18 protein-coding genes are annotated in these 17800 nt (G+C 70.4%); 12 read left to right on the top strand and 6 right to left on the bottom strand.

Features of this window, described 5'->3' with window-relative positions; translation table 11 throughout:
* Positions 1-66 precede the first annotated feature (66 nt).
* Complete coding sequence (gene mgtE / locus ACFY1L_RS15070; protein ID WP_388823338.1) at positions 67-1128, top strand: magnesium transporter; 1062 nt, start codon at positions 67-69, stop codon at positions 1126-1128.
* A 21-nt stretch (positions 1129-1149) separates the two neighbouring features.
* On the opposite strand, the gene ACFY1L_RS15065 is transcribed toward mgtE, so the two are convergent.
* The gene (locus tag ACFY1L_RS15065; protein WP_388823336.1) at positions 1150-2697 is read right to left on the bottom strand and encodes an LCP family protein; all 1548 of its coding nucleotides are present in this window, start codon (positions 2695-2697) and stop codon (positions 1150-1152) included.
* A gap of 127 nt (positions 2698-2824) precedes the next feature.
* On the opposite strand from ACFY1L_RS15065, the gene tatA reads away from it, so the two are divergent.
* On the top strand, positions 2825-3046 hold the full coding sequence (gene tatA / locus ACFY1L_RS15060; protein WP_388823334.1) for a Sec-independent protein translocase subunit TatA: 222 nt from the start codon (positions 2825-2827) through the stop codon (positions 3044-3046).
* A gap of 82 nt (positions 3047-3128) precedes the next feature.
* Here tatA and ACFY1L_RS15055 read toward each other — a convergent pair whose 3' ends face one another.
* Together ACFY1L_RS15055 and ACFY1L_RS15050 are read right to left on the bottom strand one after the other, a co-directional pair.
* Positions 3129-3557: a DUF6114 domain-containing protein gene (locus tag ACFY1L_RS15055; RefSeq protein ID WP_388823332.1), complete on the bottom strand. Its 429-nt coding sequence runs from the start codon at positions 3555-3557 to the stop codon at positions 3129-3131.
* Positions 3557-4225 (bottom strand): DUF6230 family protein, encoded by a 669-nt coding sequence (locus ACFY1L_RS15050; RefSeq protein WP_388823330.1) that lies wholly within the window; start codon positions 4223-4225, stop codon positions 3557-3559. The genes ACFY1L_RS15055 and ACFY1L_RS15050 overlap by 1 nt, the downstream gene beginning before the upstream one ends.
* 652 nt (positions 4226-4877) lie before the next feature.
* On the opposite strand from ACFY1L_RS15050, the gene ACFY1L_RS15045 reads away from it, so the two are divergent.
* The gene (locus ACFY1L_RS15045) at positions 4878-5531 is read left to right on the top strand and encodes a Tat pathway signal sequence domain protein (RefSeq protein WP_388823328.1); all 654 of its coding nucleotides are present in this window, start codon (positions 4878-4880) and stop codon (positions 5529-5531) included.
* A gap of 18 nt (positions 5532-5549) precedes the next feature.
* Here the strand turns inward: ACFY1L_RS15045 and ACFY1L_RS15040 are convergent, their stop codons facing one another.
* A complete protein-coding gene (locus ACFY1L_RS15040) occupies positions 5550-6482 on the bottom strand; it encodes a lytic polysaccharide monooxygenase (protein WP_388823326.1) in 933 nt (310 codons plus the stop codon).
* Between the two features lie 355 nt (positions 6483-6837).
* On the opposite strand from ACFY1L_RS15040, the gene ACFY1L_RS15035 reads away from it, so the two are divergent.
* Positions 6838-8646 (top strand): S8 family serine peptidase, encoded by a 1809-nt coding sequence (locus tag ACFY1L_RS15035; RefSeq protein WP_388823324.1) that lies wholly within the window; start codon positions 6838-6840, stop codon positions 8644-8646.
* An 83-nt stretch (positions 8647-8729) separates the two neighbouring features.
* On the opposite strand, the gene ACFY1L_RS15030 is transcribed toward ACFY1L_RS15035, so the two are convergent.
* On the bottom strand, positions 8730-9365 hold the full coding sequence (locus ACFY1L_RS15030) for a ScbR family autoregulator-binding transcription factor (RefSeq protein WP_388823322.1): 636 nt from the start codon (positions 9363-9365) through the stop codon (positions 8730-8732).
* Between the two features lie 184 nt (positions 9366-9549).
* Here ACFY1L_RS15030 and ACFY1L_RS15025 point away from each other — a divergent pair, with 184 nt between their 5' ends.
* From ACFY1L_RS15025 to ACFY1L_RS15015, 3 genes are all read left to right on the top strand, one after another.
* A complete protein-coding gene (locus ACFY1L_RS15025; protein WP_388823319.1) occupies positions 9550-10431 on the top strand; it encodes a ScbA/BarX family gamma-butyrolactone biosynthesis protein in 882 nt (293 codons plus the stop codon).
* A gap of 113 nt (positions 10432-10544) precedes the next feature.
* Positions 10545-11192 (top strand): ScbR family autoregulator-binding transcription factor, encoded by a 648-nt coding sequence (locus tag ACFY1L_RS15020; protein ID WP_388823317.1) that lies wholly within the window; start codon positions 10545-10547, stop codon positions 11190-11192.
* 37 nt (positions 11193-11229) lie between these two features.
* The gene (locus ACFY1L_RS15015; RefSeq protein WP_388823315.1) at positions 11230-12399 is read left to right on the top strand and encodes a damage-control phosphatase ARMT1 family protein; all 1170 of its coding nucleotides are present in this window, start codon (positions 11230-11232) and stop codon (positions 12397-12399) included.
* Between the two features lie 3 nt (positions 12400-12402).
* Here the strand turns inward: ACFY1L_RS15015 and ACFY1L_RS15010 are convergent, their stop codons facing one another.
* Positions 12403-13665: a cytochrome P450 gene (locus tag ACFY1L_RS15010; protein ID WP_388823313.1), complete on the bottom strand. Its 1263-nt coding sequence runs from the start codon at positions 13663-13665 to the stop codon at positions 12403-12405.
* Positions 13666-13727: 62 nt separating this feature from the next.
* Between ACFY1L_RS15010 and ACFY1L_RS15005 the strand changes: the two genes are divergently transcribed.
* The 5 genes from ACFY1L_RS15005 to ACFY1L_RS14985 all read left to right on the top strand — a co-directional run bounded on the left by ACFY1L_RS15005 (position 13728) and on the right by ACFY1L_RS14985 (position 17770).
* Positions 13728-14294, top strand: a complete 567-nt coding sequence (locus ACFY1L_RS15005) for a hypothetical protein (RefSeq protein WP_388823311.1) — start codon at positions 13728-13730, stop codon at positions 14292-14294.
* A 90-nt stretch (positions 14295-14384) separates the two neighbouring features.
* A complete protein-coding gene (locus ACFY1L_RS15000; protein WP_388823309.1) occupies positions 14385-15362 on the top strand; it encodes an ABC transporter substrate-binding protein in 978 nt (325 codons plus the stop codon).
* Positions 15363-15366: 4 nt separating this feature from the next.
* Positions 15367-16188 (top strand): ABC transporter permease, encoded by an 822-nt coding sequence (locus ACFY1L_RS14995; protein WP_388823307.1) that lies wholly within the window; start codon positions 15367-15369, stop codon positions 16186-16188.
* Positions 16185-17021, top strand: a complete 837-nt coding sequence (locus ACFY1L_RS14990; RefSeq protein WP_388823305.1) for an ABC transporter permease — start codon at positions 16185-16187, stop codon at positions 17019-17021. The genes ACFY1L_RS14995 and ACFY1L_RS14990 overlap by 4 nt, the downstream gene beginning before the upstream one ends.
* Entirely contained in the window at positions 17018-17770 is a 753-nt protein-coding gene (locus tag ACFY1L_RS14985) for an ABC transporter ATP-binding protein (RefSeq protein ID WP_388823303.1), read from the top strand. Before ACFY1L_RS14990 ends, ACFY1L_RS14985 begins: the two co-directional genes overlap by 4 nt.
* Positions 17771-17800 lie beyond the last annotated feature (30 nt).

Below are 17800 nucleotides of genomic sequence, written 5' to 3'. Positions count from 1 at the left end.
AACCTCCCAGTCAGCCCCCGTACATCCGCCGCCCCGCGTCCCGCCGTCCTGCCGAGGTGACCTGCCATGACGTACACCCAGCTGCCCGAAGACCGCCACGCCCTGCACGCCCGACCCCTGCCCGACCGACGCCCGCCGCACCTCACGGCCGGGCCGCTCGGCTTCCCCGAGGGCTCCGTAGGGCGTTGCGCGACCTCTGAAGTCCTGGTTCTGGAAGAGCATTTGACGGTGCATCAGGCGTTGGAGCGAGTACGGCGGGAGGGCGCCGACGCCGAGACCGTGTACACCCTTCCCGTCGTGGACCACGGGCGGCGGCTCAGCGGCGTGGTCTCGCTGCGCGAGCTGGTGCTCAGCCCGCCGGACGACGACCTCGCCGACCACGTCGTCCGCGGTGCCGCGCGGGCGCACGCCGCCGACTCCGCCGAGGACGCGGCGCGGCTGATGCGCGAGAGTGACGCGCTCGCCCTGCCCGTCGTCGACGACGAGGAACGGCTCGTGGGGCTGCTGACCATCGACGACGCCGTGGACGTCATCGAGGACGCCGACACCGAGGACGTCGCCCGGCAGTCCGGGGCGGCCCCGTGGGCCGGGCACTACATGGCGGCGAGCGTGTGGCAGCTGGCGCGCTACCGGGTCGTGTGGCTGCTGCTCCTGCTGCTGGCCGCGACCCTCACCGTCACGGTGACCGAGGCCTTCGAGAGCACCCTGGAGAAGGTCACCCAACTCGCCACGTTCATTCCACTGTTGATCGGCACCGGCGGCAACGCGGGCGCGCAGGCGGCCACCGCCGCGGTCCGGGCGCTGGCCGTGGGCGAGGTGCGGGTCTCCGACCTGCCCGCGGTCGTCTGGCGCGAGTGCCGGGTCGGTGTCGTGCTCGGGGCGATCCTCGCCGGGCTCGGGCTGGTGCTGGGCACGCTGTTCGTGGGCGCGCACATCGCCGTGGTGGTCGGTGTCGCCCTCGTCATCATCTGCGGCTGGGCGGCGACGGTCGGCGGCACCATGCCGCTGCTGGCCAAGCGCCTGCACATCGACCCGGCGGTGGTCTCGGCGCCGATGGTGACGACCCTGGTGGACGCCACCGGCCTGGTCATCTACTTCCTCACCGCCCGCGCGGTGCTCGGCATCTGACCGGCCGGTGCGTCGGCGCCGTCAGCCGTAGGTCAGGTTCGAGCAGGGATCGTCGTCGGCGGACCGCGCGCCGGCGGCGACCGAACTCGGGACGGCCGTCGGGGAGGCGGTGGCGGTGGGCGTGTTCGCGTACGACTGCCCGAGTACGACGCTGACGCCGGCCCGGGTCACCGACTGCAGCACGGCGCCCGGGAACGCCTTCGCGACCGTCTCGGCGGCGGCCTGCTCCCCGGCGCCGTACTCGACCAGCGTGGTCGTGTGGTCCTGCGTGGACGCCGTCGCCGTACCGGTGACCGTGAAGCCGTCCGAGGTCAGCGTGGCGGCCCCGCGGGCGGCCAGGCCGCCGACGGTGGTGCCGTTGTAGACGGTGACGTCGATGCCGGCGCCGGACACGGGGGACGCCGAGGGGGAGGCGGGCGCGGTGGCCTTGGCGCCGCTCTTCCTGCCGCTCGCGTTCTTGCCGTCGATCGTGTGGTCCGCCTTGAGCGCGGCGAAGAGGTCGTCGGCGTCCGGCTGCACGATCGCCACCCGCGAACCGTCGTACCGCCAGGGGACGGTGACGAACTTGGTGTTGTGCAGGTCGATGTCCTTCAGTGACATCGCGAAGGAGATGAGCTTGTCGGCGGAGCCGAGGCCGGGGTCGACGGTCAGCGACTTGGTGGCGGCGTCGGCGAGCGGCAGCAGCCTGGTCGGCGTCAGACCGTTGCTCTTGACCTCCTTCAACAGGCTTGCCACGAAGGCCTGTTGGCGTTTGATACGGCCGATGTCGGAGCCGTCGCCGATGCCGTGCCGGATACGGACGTAGTCCAGCGCCTTCTGCCCGGAGACGGTCTGCTCGCCCTTCTTGAACAGCAGCTTGCCGCGGGTCGTGCGGTTGGGGTTGAGATCGTTCTCGTAGACGTCGTTCGGGAGGCACACCTGCACACCGCCCACCACCGACGTCAGGCTCGCGAAGCCCTTGAAGTCCACGACGACCGTGTGGTCGACCCGCAGTCCGGTGAGCTGCTCGACCGTGTTCTGCGTGCAGGCGGGGTTGCCCTTCGCGGTCTCGCCGACTGAGTAGGCCGCGTTGAACATCGTGTCGGGCTGGGTCTTCGTCCAGGTGCCGTCGGGGAGCTTGCACGGCGGGATGGTGACCAGGGTGTCGCGGGGTATGGAGACCGCCAGGGCGTGCTTGTGGTCGGCGTATATGTGCAGCAGGAAGGCGGTGTCGGAGCGGCCGACGTCGTCCTTGTTGCCGCCGCCGAGCCTGTCATTGCCGCCGGTGCGGGTGTCGGAGCCGATGACCAGGACGTTCTCGCCCTTCGAGGAGCCCGCCTTCGGGCGGTTGTCGGACAGGCCGCCCGAGTCGAAGGTGTTGATGTTGCCGTCCAGCTTCAGATAGAGCCAGCCCGCTCCGGCGAGCGCGAGCACCACCAGCGACAGCACGAACGCGAGCGCGAAACGTATCCGGCGGCCGCGCCGGCGCCTGCGCTCCCGGGCGGCGGACCGGGCGCCGCCCCCGTCCGATCCGCCCTGGCCGGCGCGGTGGCGCGGGGGTGCAGTCGTCCGGCTGTTGGTGACGGTCATCGGCGCCTCTTACGTCGCTGCCATGGTTGTACAGTTGCGCAATGTAGCAACCGTCGATGTGCGGACGAGCAGCGGCAAGTGTCCCCTGCCGACGTAAGAAGAAGTTGAGGAAAGGGAGGGTGCGGCCATGCTCCGCAACGGACTGGAACCCTGGCATCTGCTGATCGTGGCGATCGTCGTGATCGTGCTCTTCGGCTCGAGGAAGCTCCCGGACACCGCCCGCGCCCTGGGCAAGTCCATGCGCATCCTCAAGAGCGAGGCGAAGGCGATGAAGGACGAGGGCGACCACTCGGCCGCCCCGACGGTCGTGGAGCCGGTGGACGTGCCCCGGGGCCCGGCCGCTTCCTGACCAAGGCCGACGACCCCGGAGGTGCGGGCCTCCGGGGTCGAGTCGAAGGGCGCCGCTCGGCCTGGTCGAAATCGGGCGACGCCTACAGCTGGACCGCCTCCGCGGCCCGCGCCTGCTTCCTGCGTTGCCGGCGGCTGACGCGCGGCTCCTGGTCCGGCAGCCAGCCGAAGGTGAGGCAGCTGCCGACGGCTCCCAGGAGCAGGCCCACGAAGAAGCCGCCCAGGTTGGAGGTGAGCCAGGTGCCCAGGGAGGCGAGGACGCCGATGATCGAGTAGAACAGGCGCTGCGAGGGGCTGAAGAGGATCAGCAGTCCGCACAGCAGCATCACGGTGGGCAGAAGGTAGCCGGCCAGGTTCTGCGCGCCGGAGTGCATGATGACCTTCACCGAGGCCTTCTCGGTGAGCAGGATCTCCGCCCCGCCCAGGGCGAGCAGCAGCCCGCCCCAGAAAGGACGGCGGGCCCGCCACTCACGGAAAGCGGGCCGCACGCCTTGTTTCGGGGTGTCCGACATCAGCAACCCGAGTCGCTGAAGCTGAGTTTCAGGCCCGGAAGCTTGAACACCCCTGCGGTGGTCGCGTAGTTGGTCTGCCGCAGGTTGTTGATGTGCACGGTGTCGGCCTGCTGGCTGAAGACGCCCTTCGGCCCCTTGACCCCGGCCTTGGTGAGCGTGCTCGCGTCGTTGCCGATCTCGATGTTGTTGAAGGACGCGTCGCCCGTCAGCTCCGTCGAGTCGGTGGTCAGATCGGTCGCCTGCACCTTCGACGAGCCGCTGCCCGCCTTGATGAGCAGGTTGGTGCCGCCCAGGTCCACGCTCTGGCAGAGGCTGTCCAGCGTCGCGTTCTTGATGGCGGAGGTGACGACCAGCACCTGGCCGCCGGTGTCGCCCGCGTTCGGGCTGTCGTCGATCATGCTGTCCAGCCCGCCGAACTGCTCGAATCCGGTGCCGTCCAGCGACTTGGCGGTGACCGTGAAGGGCATCCCGGAGATCGAGAAGGAAACCCCCAGCGCCCCCTCGGCGGTCATGATCGCGAGGCCGGCGGCGACCGCGACGGCCGGCACGGCCATCACCGCGGCACGGCGCAGCCGGACCCGCCCGCGTCTCGCGGGGTCGGGCGTGGAACCGCTTTCGGTTCCGGGGGTGTGGTCGGCGGACGAGTTGACGTCCGAGGACGAGGCCATTTCTGCTCCCATGTGCATTAGTCAGTGCGGGTTGGGCATCAGCGGCACGTTGTCCTGGCGCGGACAGCGCACTGGGGCGCACGACCCCTCACAACTCCCGGCGGGCGTAAGGGCTTTCTCGTACTCCGCAGTAGCCGTCGAGGAAGTTACCCGTGGTTACTTTTAAGGGTCAAGGGAGTTGTGAAAAAAGAGTGTTCGTTGTGCCTCACCTGTGCGTCGGTGGTGTACGCCGGCTCCCGCCATCTCCTTGAACGATCGTCAACTCCCTTGATCTGCCTTGACGTTGACTGACCCTCAGGTCTAGAACTTGCCCTGGCTTCCCCCGGATCCGTGGCGCCGGATCCCGCCGCGCGGCATCGTCCGCGTTCCCGGAAACCCCCACGCCCTCCGACGGTCCCGCACGGGCACTTCCCCCCTGGTCCGTGCGGGCCCGCCTCCCCCGCCCGGTTCGGCAGGCGGCCCTCCCCACGGGTCTTCGGTCGGTCACCGGCCGGTCGTCGTTGCCGGTCCGTCGCGTACGGAGAAGGCGTCACGGGCCGGCAACGGCGGACGCCGATTCGCGTCCCCCCACGCCTGTTTCATCCCAACTCTGCAGAAGCAGCCCCCCAAACCCTCAGAAGCAGCCCCCACATCTCAGAAAAGAGACCCCCGCATGCGCACTCGCACCCTCTTCACCCTCGTCGGCGCCGTCGCCGCCCTCTCGATCCCGGCGGCCGTCCCGGCCTCGGCGGCCGATACCGCCGTACTGACCACCGGTTCGGCGGGTGGCACCGCCGTCGCGGTCGGCGATGTCCTCTCCGCCCCGCTGGCCAGCGGCACCAGCGCCACCCTCTACTCCAGCGCGACCGGCACCAGCGGCGTGAAGTGCACGTCTTCCACGTTCACCGCCACCGTCACCGACAACCCGGCCGCGCCGGGCAGGGCCACCGAGTCGGTCAGCGCCCAGACCTTCGACAAAAGCAGCTGCACCAGCAACGTCGTCGGTGTGCTCGGCGTCAGCAGCATCACGGTCGACAATCTGCCGTACACCACCACCGTGGCCTCCGACGGCACCATCACCGTGACCCCGGCGAGCGGTTCCACCATCCAGACCACGGTCAAGCTGACCACCCTGCTGGGCAGCATCACCTGCGTCTACCAGGCCGCCAGCCTGACCGGCACGGCGAGCAACGACGACAACAGCATCAACTTCACCAACCAGGCCTTCACCAAGACGTCCGGTTCGTCGCTGTGCTTCAGCAGCGGCTACTTCACCGCCAAGTACGCCCCGGTGACCGACAACGGCGCGACGGTCTACGTCAACTGACGGTCAGTCAAAGGCAGTTCAGCGTCGACGCAGACGCAGTGCCAGGGCGGCGCCGCCGGTGAGGACCAACACCGCAGCGGCGCCGCCCGCCAGCATGGGCGCGGACGGGCCCGAGTCGGCGGCGGACGTCGAGGCCACCGGGGTGCTGTCGGGGGCGGCGGTGTCCTTCTGCCGCGGGCTCGCCGCGGCCGCGGCACTGCGGGAAGGATTCTTACGAGGTTCGGGCGTCGCCGAAGGGCTGCCGCTCGTCTTCTTCTCGCCGCTCGGCGATGCCGACGCCGCCGAGCCCTCGCTCTTTCCGCTGCCCTTGGCGGCCGGGAACACCACGTCCGAGCACGAGTAGTACGTGTCCGAGGTGCTGCTGTTCTGCCAGATCGTGTAGAGCACGTGGTGCCCGGTCCGGTCGGACGGCAGCTTCGCGGTGATGCGGTAGGCGCCGTTCGTCAGCGCCGGGTCCTTGACCGAGGCGAAGGGCTGCGCCGGCAGCTCGGACCAGGTGAGCGGCTTCGTCGGGTCGTAGCCCGGCTTGGTGAGGTAGAGCTTGAACGTGCCGGTGTGCGGGATCGTCGAGGCGTACTTCATGGTCATCGTCGCGCCCGGCGTCAGGGTCGTCGTCGGCCAGTCGGAGCGCGCGAGGTCGAGGCCCTTGTAGGCGGGCAGGTTTCCGCTGCACAGCTTTCCGTCGGGGATGACCTGCCGGTCCCGGCCGTTCACGTCCGCCACCCGCAGGTTGTCCCAGTACGTGAAGGGCTGGCCGTTCGCGGCGACGGCCGCCTTGCAGGCCGCCGTCCTCGCGTTCGCCCCGCCGTCCGGCGAGCAGGCGTACACCCGGCTGACCGGATCCGTCGGCGCGCCGTGCGCCTGTGCGGGGCCCGCCGTCCACAGGGACAGCAGGAACGGGGTCACGAGGGCGGCCGCCAGGGCGGTGCGGTGTGCGGTCATCCGGGACATCCGGAACGTCTCCTCGGCCGGCGCGGGAACGGGTGCTCCCGTGGAGTACGGGGAAACGGCCCGGCGCGTTCACCGCGTGACGTTCGAGGTGAATCGGGGCAAGGCAGGTCAACCGGCCGACGCCGAGGGTGTGTTTCCGGCCTGATCGAGGGTTTCCCCTGTATCCCCATGACCATCTCTTTGCCTATCGTTCCTGCACAGCCGACCCACAGGCAACCCCGAACGGGTCCGCGCTCGCGCCTGGCCGGCCACCGCGCCGCTCTCTGCTTTTCGCACCACCCCCCGCCGCTTCGACGACGAAGCGAATCCCCCTGCCGCTCCGCGCTGTCCGGAGCCGGCCACGAAAGGCACGCCCGTGCGTACACCCCGAACCGGCGGACGGAAGCTGATATCCGTCGCCGCGGCCTCGGCCGCCCTCATCACCGCGGCCACCGCCTCGGTAGCCGTCGCCGCCCAGGAGCCCGCCACCGAGCGGGCCGCCGTCCCGGCCGCCCAGGCCGAGGCCGCCCCCGGCACCCCGGCCGAGCGCCTCATCGTCGGCTACAAGTCCGGCGCCGAGGAGGCCAGGTCGAACAAGGCCGCCGCGGCCGACGCGGAAGCCAAGGGCAAGGAGGCCGGCGAGGACGTCGACTTCCGCCGCCGTCTCGGCACCGGAGCCGCCCTCGTCGACCTGGGCGAGAAGGTCGGCACCGCCCAGGTCGCCGACGTGGTCGCCGAGTTCAAGGCCGACCCGCAGGTCGCCTACGTCGTACCGGACCGGCTGAACCGGCCGCAGGCCGACCCGAACGACACCGAGTACGCCAAGCAGTGGGACCTCTTCGAGTCGACGGCCGGTATGAACGTGCCCGGCGCCTGGCCGACCTCGACCGGCTCCGGCGTGACCGTCGCCGTCATCGACACCGGCTACGTCACCCACTCCGACCTCGCCGCGAACATCGTCGGCGGCTACGACTTCATCGCGGACACCGCCGTCTCCGTCGACGGCGACGGCCGCGACAGCAACCCGGCCGACCCGGGCGACTGGTACAACGCGAACGACTGCGGCTCCGGCATCCCGGCTTCCGGCTCCTCCTGGCACGGCACGCACGTCGCCGGCACCATCGCCGCCGTCACGAACAACAACAAGGGCGTCGCGGGCATCGCCTACGGTGCGAAGGTCTCCCCGCTGCGCGTGCTCGGCAAGTGCGGCGGCTACGACTCCGACATCATCGACGCCATCACCTGGGCGTCCGGCGGCAGCGTCTCCGGCGTGCCCGCCAACTCCAACGTCGCCAAGGTCATCAACATGAGCCTGGGCGGCGACGGCGCCTGCTCCTCGGCGACCCAGAGCGCGATCACCGCCGCCGTGAACCGCGGCACCACCGTCGTCGTGGCCGCGGGCAACGAGAACGACAACGTCGCGAACCACTCGCCGGGCAACTGCAACAACGTGATCTCGGTCGCGGCCACCAACCGCTCCGGTGCGAAGGCCTCGTACTCCAACTACGGCTCCGGCGTGGACATTTCGGCGCCGGGCGGCCAGACCAGCACCGGGACCGCGAACGGCATCCTGTCCACGCTCAACTCCGGTACGAAGACGCCCTCTTCGGAGTCGTACGCCTACTACCAGGGCACCAGCATGGCCACCCCGCACATCGCGGGTCTGGTGGCACTGATGAAGTCCGCGAACGCGTCCCTGACCCCGGCGCAGATCGAGACTGCCATCAAGAACAACGCCCGTGCCCTGCCCGGCAGTTGCTCGGGCGGTTGCGGTGCGGGTCTGGCGGACGCGGCCAGGACGGTGCAGGCGGTGAGCGGCTCCGGCGGCTCCACGGGGGGCACCACCTTCACCAACACGACCGCGGTCGCCGTACCGGACAACGGCTCGGCGATCGAGTCCTCCATCGCCGTCAGCGGCCGCAGCGGGAACGCGCCCTCCGCTCTCCAGGTCGGCGTCGACATCACCCACACCTACCGCGGTGATCTGGTGATCGACCTGGTCGCACCGGACGGTTCGACCTACCGCCTCAAGTCCGCGAGCTCCTCGGACTCGGCGGACAACGTCAAGACCACCTACACGGTGGACGCGTCGAGCGAGGCGGCGAACGGCACCTGGAAGATGCGCGTGCAGGACACGGCCGCGCAGGACACGGGCACGCTGAACAGCTGGAAGCTCACGTTCTGAGGAGCGTCCGACGACCCTCTGAGGCGCAACCCTGAACGGGCGGGCCGGCCGGTGCGGATGGGGCACCGGCCGGCCCGTCGTCGTCACGGCATCGCGGCCAGGACCCGGGGCCCGCGATCGGGGGCGGCGTCGATACGGGGGAGCAGCCCCGGCACCGCGACGCTGGGCAGGATGTGGGACCACAGGACCGAGATGCGGTGCGCGAGGTCGTCCCGGTCGGTCAGCGCCCGTGACATCAGCTGGATCCCGGCGAACGCGCCGACCAGCAGCTCCACCGTGTCCCTCGGCTGCACCGCGGGCAGCAACTCGCCCTGCTTGTCGGCCTGTTGCAGCAGCTCGACCAGATGGTCCGCCCACTGTCTGAACGGCCCGCTGTGATCGACACCGGGCGGCGCGGACTGGTCCACGGTCAGCCGGACGCTCCCCTTCAGCAACGCGTTGCTCAGCAGCCGCTGCCCGAAGACGAAGGTGATGTCGATGATCTCCTGGAGCTTGCACGGCTGCGGCGGCACGGCACCGAGGGGGAGTTGCTCGTCCAGCACGGCCTGGGCGAGGGACTCCTTGGACGGGAAGTGGAAGTAGAGGGCGCCCTTGGTGACGTCGGCCCGCTCCAGCACCATCGCGATGGTCGTGGATGTGTAGCCGTGCTCGTCGAAGACCGCGCCCGCCGCTTCCAGGATCGCTCTGCGCGTCCGGACGGCGCGCTCCTGTTTCACCATAAGTGCCCCTCCACCACGCCGAGTTGGCCGATGCCCCGGACCTACGCGGAACCGGTCGCACGCCCTTCGGGGTCACCTACGTCTCATTGAAAACCAACCGGTCGCCTCGTACTCTAGCGCTCACCGGCTCGGGCACCTCGCCCTCTGGTCTGTCGTCCGCGTTCAGGGGGACCGAGGGAGGGACATGTCGCACATGACTCTGACGGCCACCGTGCCCCGCGAGTTCGTGCATCGCGCGGCGGTTGCGGAAACGTTCCTGACGGGCTGGCGGCAGACCGGACCGGACCAGTTCACGCTATTCGGTCAGTGGCCGCGGGCACATCAGTTACACGTGTCGCCGGACCGGTCCGCGTACGAACCGCTGCTCGTCGCGGAGACCGTCCGCCAGTGCGGGGCGCTCCTCGCGCACGCCGAGTACGACGCCCCGCTCGACCACTGCTTCGTCCTCCAGGAACTGCAGTTCACCACGCATCCCGAGCACCTCGCCGTCGGCGCCGTACCCGCCGAACCCACCCTCGACGTCACCGTCGTGGACGTCCGCCGGCGCGCCGGCCGCCCCATCGCGTTCGCGTACGACACCGCCGTACGCATCGGCGGCGAGCGCGTCGCGACCGCGCACCTGGCCGTCAGCTGGACCAGCGAGTCCGTCTACCGGCGACTGCGCGGCGGCCGCACCCCGGAGAACATCTCCGCACTGCCCCTCCCGCCCGGCCTGCCCGCGACCGAAGTAGGCCGCACCCTGCCGGCGGACGTGGTCCTGGCCCAGCCCGAGCGCCCCGACCGCTGGCAGTTACGAGTGGATACCGCGCATCCTGTTTTCTTCGACCATCCACTCGACCACATACCCGGCATGCTTCTTCTGGAGGCGGCCCGCCAGGCGGCGCGGGTGCGGGCCGCCGACCCGGGATCCGGGGCCTCCTTCCATGCCACCTTCCACAAGTACGCCGAGCTGGACCGACCCGTGTGGATCGAGGCGACGGACGGGAAGGGAAGCGACCTCCAACTGGTGGGAAGGCAGGGCGAGTCCACAGTGTTCGAGTGCGCCGTCGACGCCGCCGCACGGTGAGATATCGTGTACATGGAGTAAGAAACAAACGGCATGACCCGTTCTTTCCCGTCCCAGAAGGGTTCAGTTTCTTCCCAGGAGTGTTCGGTTCCGGTCCCAGGAGAGTTCAACCGATGGCGAGGCAGTTACGCGCCGAGCAGACCCGCGCGACGATCATCACGGCCGCAGCAGACCTGTTCGACCGCCGCGGCTACGAATCGACCAGCCTGAGCGACATCGTCGAACATGCTCAAGTCACCAAGGGAGCCCTGTACTTCCACTTCGCGGCGAAGGAGGATCTGGCGCACGCCATCATGGAGCTCCAGTCCAAGGCCTCGCGCGAGGTGACGACCGAGCTGGACGGCCGGGGCTACACCTCCCTCGAGACCCTGATGCGCATCACCTTCGGCATCGCGCGGCTGTCCGTGGAAGGCCCCATCCCTCGGGCCGGACTGCGCCTGGCCACCGGGGGTCTCCCCGTCCGGCCGCCGCTCACGCACCCGTTCACCGAATGGCGCGACATAGCCGGCCGTAAACTCCTCGGCGCCATCAAGGAGTCCGACGTCCACCCGGACATCGACGTGGACGCCGTCGCCCACTCCCTCGTCAGCTTCTTCGTCGGCACCCGAGTCGTCGGCCGCTCCCTGGAACCCGTGGCCCGCCAGCCCCGCCGGGTCGCCGAAATGTGGCACGTCATGATCCGCGGCCTCGTCCCGGTGACTCGCCGGGCCCGCTATCTGAGCCTGGCGGCACGGCTGGAACGGGAGAGCAGAACGGCGTAGCGGGAGTCCGGAACAGCGGGGCACTAGGGTGAGGCGCATGTCCGACATCCCGTTCGCGTCCGTGATTCTCGGCAACGAGCCGGGTTCGTTTCCGCACAGCGTGCTCGCCGAGCGGCATCCCGCGATCATCCGGCAGGTCCGGGAGGCCTTCCCGTACGGACCCGACCGGCACCGCGCGCTCGACGCGCTCCTCGCGAGCTGCGCCAAGGGCGTGATCGAACCGCTGCCCGATGACGCGCACGACCGGGAGCGCTGGCAGGCCTGGGGCGTGGACGAGTACGCCGGACGTTCCTGGTACGACATCCCCTGGCTCTGGTCGGAGAGCTACTTCTACCGCCAACTCCTCGAAGCCGTCTGCTACTTCGCCCCCGGCCCCTGGCAGGGCATCGATCCCTTCCGCCCCTTCAAGCTGGCCGAGCTCGACTCCTCGGAGACCGACGAGGAACTGGCCGCCCTCGACGCCCTGTCCGGCGAGGACCAGGACCGGGCCCTTCTGCACGGCTCCCTCTGGGGCAACCGCGCCGACCTCGGCTTCCGCCTCTCCGACGCGACCGCCGACACCAAGGAGGCCGCACCCGGGCTGGTCGCCGACGACAGCGAGACCCTGTGGTCCCTGCTGCCGCCCTCCGGCGCGGCCACCGTGCACCTCATCGCCGACAACGCGGGCCGCGAACTCATCCCCGACCTGCTCCTGATCGCCCACCTCCTCGAGCGTGGGCGCGTGGAACGGGCCGTCCTGCACGTCAAGCCGTACCCGTACTACGTCTCCGACGCGACGACGACCGACGTGCTCGACGCCCTGCGCAGGCTGACCGAGGGGCAGGGCGCCGCCGCCGAGTACGGCCGCCTCCTGTGGTCGGCGATGACCGACGGCCGCCTCACGCTCCGCGCCCACCCCTTCAGTGCCGCCCCGCTGCCGTACGCGGACATGCCCGACGACCTCCGCCAGGAGCTCGCCGCGGCCACGGTCACCATCGTGAAGGGCGACCTCAACTACCGGCGTCTGGTGGGCGACCGGCTCTGGCCCCCGACCACCCCGTTCAGCGACGTAACCGCTCACTTCCCCGGCCCGGTCGCCGCCCTGCGCACCCTGAAGTCCGACGTGATCACGGGCCTGGATGCCGAAACGGAGGCCACGCTCGTGGCCGCGGAGGGACAGCGCTGGCGGACCGGCGGGACGCACGCGCTGATCCAGGTCCGTCCCTGACCCTCAACCCACCCGCACCGGCAGCGACTTGATCCCGTTGATGAAGTTCGACGTCAGCCGCCTCGCCGGCCCCGCCGTCCGCAGCACCGGCAGCGCCCGCAGCGCCTCCCCGTACAGCACCCGCAGCTGCAGCCGGGCGAAGTGGGCGCCCAGGCAGACGTGCGGGCCGTCGCCGAAGGACACGTGCGGGTTCGGGGTGCGGGACAGGTCGAGGCGGTCCGGGGCGGTGAAGACCCGCTCGTCGCGGTTGGCGGAGGCGTGGAAGACGACCACCTTCTCGCCCGCGCGGATGCGCTGCCCGGCCAGCTCGGTGTCGTGCCGGGCCGTGCGGCGGAAGGTGAGGACGGGCGGGTGCCGACGGAGCAACTCGTCGACGGCGGAGGGCAGTTCGGCCTTACCTGCCCGGAGCAGCTCATACGCGTCCGGGTGTTCGGCCAGGGCGAGCAGTCCGCCGGGCGCCGCGCTGCGGACGGTGTCGTTGCCCGCGACGGTGAGCAGGAAGAAGAACATCTCCAGTTCGGCGTCGGCGAGTTCGGGATCCTGGGCGAGCGTGGTCATCACGTCGTCCGCGGGGTGGCGCCGCTTGTGCGCGGCGAGCTGCTGGGCGTAGCCGAACATGTCCCGGAGCATCGCGGGGGAGCGCGGATTGACCGGCTTGCCCGCCGCGTCCAGCACCGGTGCGCCGGCCTCGTCCGGGTCCTGGTAGCCGATGACCCGCTGCGTCCAGTGCAGCAGCAGCCCGCGGTCGCTGTCCGGGACGCCCAGCAGGTCGGCGAGGTTGAGCAGGGCGTAGTCGTCGGTCACGGCGGCGACGAGGTCGACGGTGCCGTCCGTCGCGCGGGCCGCCCGGACGGCCTGCGCGAACAGGGTGCGCGCCCGCTCCTGCGCGACGGCCGTGAAGCGGTCGATACGGCCGGGGGTGAAGGCCCGGCTGACCAGCCGTCGCAACCGCCCGTGTCCCGGCGGATCCTGATTGAGCATCATGCGCCGGATGAAGGGCAGGTCGTCCGGATCGGGGTCGCGGATCTGGGTCGCGCCGAGGTACGAGGAGTACGTCGCCGAGTCCTTCAGCACGCGAACGACATCCGCGTGGCGGGTCACCGCCCAGAATCCGGGCCCGGCCGGCCAGCCCAGCACCTCGGGCTCGTCCTGCCGGGCCACGGGGTGGTGGTCGCGCAGGACGCGGTAATCGGCGTACGGCACCCCGGCGGCATACCGCCGTGGATCGAAGACGTCCGGAACGGGTGGGGCCTCGTGCACGGTCATGCGACCATTTATCGGCCACAGTCCGACGGGGGCAACACCTTTCAGCAATTCGAGGAGGCGTTGTGGGCAAGCGCAGCCGTGAGCGGGAGAAGGCGCTGGCCATGGGGGCGGACGCCCGTTATGGCCGGTACGTGAGGTTCGCGTGCCCTGCCCATTCGCACGCCTGGATCTTCTTCGGGCCCCTGGCGGTGGGCATGGGATGGGGCACCGCGGTCGATCTCATGCACATCTTCAAGGGGGAGGGCGGCATGTGGCACGGCTGGTTCGCCCCCTTCGGCGGGCTCATGACCGTGTTCCTGGCCTACTGCACCCTGGTGTCCCGGATCGAGCGGCGCGCAGGCGGCCCCACCCCCCGGCTGTACTGCTTCCAACTCGGCGTCGTGGTCGCCACCGGCGATGTCCTGCGGTCCTATCGGTGGACCGATCTCACCATTCACCTCAAGGCGTGGCGCACCGGGAGCGGGGAGAGCGCCGACTGGGGAACCAGACGCACCATCGTGGCGCGGGACGGCAGCGTGGTCGTCGTGTTCCCGGGGAACGAGCCGGACCGTGCCGGTTGCTACGAGGTGGAGCAACTCCACAAGGCGGCGATGCGCGGACCCGGGAATCCCCGGCCCACGAAGCAGTGACCGGGGAACCGCTTTCGTATTTCTCCAAAGAGTGACGGTTCGGCCGACTGTTATGTGGTGATCATGACAATTCCCTGATAGTCATGCCGCATGGCGTTACGTCGATTGCGGACGGGAATCGGGAAAGCGGTGGCCCTCGCGGTCGCCCTGACACTGCTCCTCGCGGCCTGCGGTGACGACGACGGCGGTTCCACCTCCACGGGCGGCGGCGGGCACACGAAAATCACCGTCGCCGCCCTGCCGTTGACGGACTCCGCCGCCCTCTACATCGCCCGGGACCGCGGGCTGTTCAAGAAGGAAGGGCTGGACGTGAGCATCCAGCCCGTCCAGCAGAGCATCCAAGCACTGCCCGCCCTGGCCAAGGGACAGGTCGACGTGATCGCGAGCGCGAACTACGTGACCTTCCTCCAGGCCGACGAGAAGGGCACCCTCGACGTCCGCATCCTCGCCGAGGGCGTACGGGTCGCGCCGCACATGATGGACGTACTGGTGCCGAAGGACTCGAAGATCAAGACCGTCGCCGATCTCGCGGGCAAGAAGGTCGCCGTCAACATCCTCAACAACATCCAGTCGCTCACGCTCAACGCGATCCTGGACGCGAAGGGCATCGGCCGGCCCGTCTACCGGCAGATCGCGTTTCCGCAGATGGGGCCCGCGCTGGAGCGGGGGCAGGTCGACGCCGTGCACGCGGTGGAGCCGTTCGACAGCGCGATCCGGGGGGAGTTGAAGGCGAGGGTGCTGCTGGACGGCGGTTCGGCGCCCGTGCAGTCGCTGCCCATCAGCGGGTACGTCACCACGTGGAAGTTCGCCGCCGAGCATGCCGAGACGGCGGCCGCGTTCCGGCGCGCCATCGAGGCGGCCTCGAAGATCGCCGCCGAGGACCCGTCGGCCGTACGGGAAGAACTCCCCAAGTACACCAAGGTGACGGCGGACCAGGCCAAGTCCATTGGTCTGCCCGCGTATCCGACGTCCGCTGACGCGGCACAGCTGCAGCGGCTGACCGAACTCATGCAGAAGCAGGGGCTGTTGAAGAAGGCCGTCGACCCGGCGACGCTGCTGGTCAAGTGAAGAGGTGACGGGGCTGAGGCGGCGTCAGGAGCTGTGGCTCGGAATCCTCGGGGTGCTGCTGGCCTTCGGCGTCTGCGAGATGGTGGGGCGGGCGGGTCTCGTCCGGCGCAGCTATCTGCCGCCCGCCTCCGAAGTACTCGTCCGTGCCGCCGAGTTGGCCGGTGACCGTGCCTTCCTGGACGGCGTCGGCGCCACCCTGTGGGCGTGGGCGCTGGGGCTCGGGCTGGCCGTGGCGATCGCCGTTCCGCTCGGTCTGCTGCTCGGAAGTGTGCCGGTCGTCGACTCCGCCGTGCGTGTGATCGTCGAGTTCCTCAGGCCGTTGCCGTCCGTGGCACTGATCCCCCTCGTCTCCCTGCTCCTGGGCGTCGGCACCGGGACCGAGGTCGCGCTGATCACGTACGCCTCGGTCTGGCCCGTCCTCTTCAACACGATCTACGGCCTCGGTGAGACCGACCCGCTCGCCAAGGAAACCCTGCGTGTCTTCGGCTTCGGGCGCCTCGCGGTACTGCTGCGCGTCGAACTCCCCGCCACCGCCCCCTTCATCGCCGCCGGCATCCGCATCTCGGCGGCCGTCGCCCTCATCCTCGCCGTCGCCACCGAGCTCCTCTCCGGCTTCGGCGAGGGCCTCGGCATCTTCATCGCCCAGGCACAACTGGCCACGGACGGCACGCGCGACGTGCTCGCGGGCGTGGTGTGGGCAGGTGTGCTCGGGCTGTTGATCAACGGGGCGCTGGTGTGGGGGGAACGGCGGCTGTTTCCGTGGACGCCGGAGCGGCGGGCGGTCGAGCGGGGGAGTGGGGCCGTGAGGGGGCGGGTGCGGTCGTGACGGGCGGGCGGGGCGACAAGGGGTCGGGCCGGGCCATGAAGGCGCCGGGCGGAGTCACGAAGGGACACCTCCTGCTCCGCCTTCTCGTGCTGCTCCTCGCCCTCGCCGTCTGGCAGGTGGCGGCCCAGGCGCACGGCAGCGTCTACTTCCCGCCGCCGGGTCGAATCGCCCACCGCGCCTACGAGTTGTGGTTCTCCGGGCCGGTCCGGCATCTGTTCCTCACCGGGGCCGCCGTCCAGGACGTCCTGCCCAGCCTGGGCCGGATGGCGGCCGGGTTCGGGATCGCCGTCGTCGCCGGGACGGCGCTGGGCGTGGCGGTCGGGCGCTCGCGGCGGGCGTATGCGCTGTGCAATCCCGTGCTGCAGTTCGCGCGTGCCGTGCCGCCGCCGGCGCTGGTGCCCGTGTTCGTCGTCGTCCTCGACTTCGGTACGTCCATGCAGATCGCGTCGATCGCCTTCAGCGCCGTGTGGCCGGTGCTGGTCAACACGGCGGAGGGGGTACGCAACACGGACCCGCTGCGGCTCGACGTCGCCGCCGTCCTGCATCTGAACCCGCTCGAACGGCTCCGCTTCCTGCTCCTGCCCTCCGCGCTGCCCCGCATCTTCGCGGGCCTGCGCCTCAGCCTGTCGCTCGCCCTCGTCCTCATGGTCTTCTCGGAACTGCTGCCCGGCACCGCCGACGGCATCGGCTACACGCTCACCGACGCCCAGTCCCGCTCCGACCTGCTCACCGTCTGGGCGGCGCTGCTCCTGCTCGGCGTCCTCGGCTACCTGCTCAACACCGCGCTGCTGGCCGTCGAACGGCGGCTCGTCGGCAGGGGAGGCACGGCATGACACTCCGCCTGGACTCCGTCGGCCAGCGCTACGGCGACCAACGCGTCCTGCACGACATCACGCTGACGGTGCCCGACGGCCAACTCCTGTGCGTGGTGGGCCCGTCGGGGTGCGGCAAGTCCACACTCCTGCGCACCATCGCCGGACTCCGACCCGCCCACGAGGGCACGGTCACCGTCGACGGGGCCCCGGTCACGGGCGTGCCCGACCGGCTCGGCGTCGTCTTCCAGGACTACGGCCGCTCCCTCTTCCCCTGGCTCACCGTCCGCGACAACGTCGCACTGCCGCTGCGCCGCCGGGGCCTGCCGCGGGCCGGCCGGCGCGCCGAGGCCGAGCGCATCCTGGAGCGCGTCGGCCTCGACGGAGCCGGCCGCCGCCACCCGTGGCAGCTGTCCGGCGGCATGCAGCAACGCGTCGCCATCGCCCGCGCCCTGGTCCACCGCCCCTCCCTGCTCCTCATGGACGAACCCTTCGGCTCCCTCGACGCCCAGACCCGCGAGGACCTCGAGGACCTCCTCCTCGAGGTCCACCGCACCGAGGGCACGACCATCGTCTTCGTCACCCACGACATCGACGAGAGCGTGTACGTCGGCGACCGAGTGGTCGTCCTGTCCCCGGGCCCGGCCTCCCGTGTCGTCCTGGACCTGCCGGTCGAACTCCCGGGCAAGCGCGAGCAGATCGCCACGAGGGGACTGCCGGAGTTCGTGGCATTGAGGACGGAGGTGGGGCGGGCGGTGCGGGGCGCCTGACGCGGTGAGGCCGACCGTCCCCGCAGCCCG

Origin of the sequence: Streptomyces sp. NPDC001663 (assembly GCF_042893105.1) — a bacterium.
In the GTDB taxonomy this organism is placed as follows: Bacteria; Actinomycetota; Actinomycetes; order Streptomycetales; family Streptomycetaceae; genus Streptomyces.
This window is presented reverse-complemented; position numbering and strand designations above follow the sequence as displayed.

Bases quoted from the DNA above. Each gene is read 5' to 3' on its own strand.
- ACFY1L_RS15010 (WP_388823313.1), bottom strand. From the start codon at position 13,665: ATGACCGTGCACGAGGCCCCACCCGTTCCGGACGTCTTCGATCCACGG.
- ACFY1L_RS15030 (WP_388823322.1), bottom strand. From the start codon at position 9,365: ATGGTGAAACAGGAGCGCGCCGTCCGGACGCGCAGAGCGATCCTGGAA.
- ACFY1L_RS15040 (WP_388823326.1), bottom strand. From the start codon at position 6,482: ATGTCCCGGATGACCGCACACCGCACCGCCCTGGCGGCCGCCCTCGTG.
- ACFY1L_RS15015 (WP_388823315.1), top strand. From the start codon at position 11,230: ATGTCCGACATCCCGTTCGCGTCCGTGATTCTCGGCAACGAGCCGGGT.
- ACFY1L_RS14985 (WP_388823303.1), top strand. From the start codon at position 17,018: ATGACACTCCGCCTGGACTCCGTCGGCCAGCGCTACGGCGACCAACGC.
- tatA (WP_388823334.1), top strand. From the start codon at position 2,825: ATGCTCCGCAACGGACTGGAACCCTGGCATCTGCTGATCGTGGCGATC.
- ACFY1L_RS15055 (WP_388823332.1), bottom strand. From the start codon at position 3,557: ATGTCGGACACCCCGAAACAAGGCGTGCGGCCCGCTTTCCGTGAGTGG.
- ACFY1L_RS15020 (WP_388823317.1), top strand. From the start codon at position 10,545: ATGGCGAGGCAGTTACGCGCCGAGCAGACCCGCGCGACGATCATCACG.
- ACFY1L_RS15050 (WP_388823330.1), bottom strand. From the start codon at position 4,225: ATGGCCTCGTCCTCGGACGTCAACTCGTCCGCCGACCACACCCCCGGA.
- ACFY1L_RS15045 (WP_388823328.1), top strand. From the start codon at position 4,878: ATGCGCACTCGCACCCTCTTCACCCTCGTCGGCGCCGTCGCCGCCCTC.
- ACFY1L_RS15025 (WP_388823319.1), top strand. From the start codon at position 9,550: ATGTCGCACATGACTCTGACGGCCACCGTGCCCCGCGAGTTCGTGCAT.
- mgtE (WP_388823338.1), top strand. From the start codon at position 67: ATGACGTACACCCAGCTGCCCGAAGACCGCCACGCCCTGCACGCCCGA.
- ACFY1L_RS15000 (WP_388823309.1), top strand. From the start codon at position 14,385: ATGGCGTTACGTCGATTGCGGACGGGAATCGGGAAAGCGGTGGCCCTC.
- ACFY1L_RS15065 (WP_388823336.1), bottom strand. From the start codon at position 2,697: ATGACCGTCACCAACAGCCGGACGACTGCACCCCCGCGCCACCGCGCC.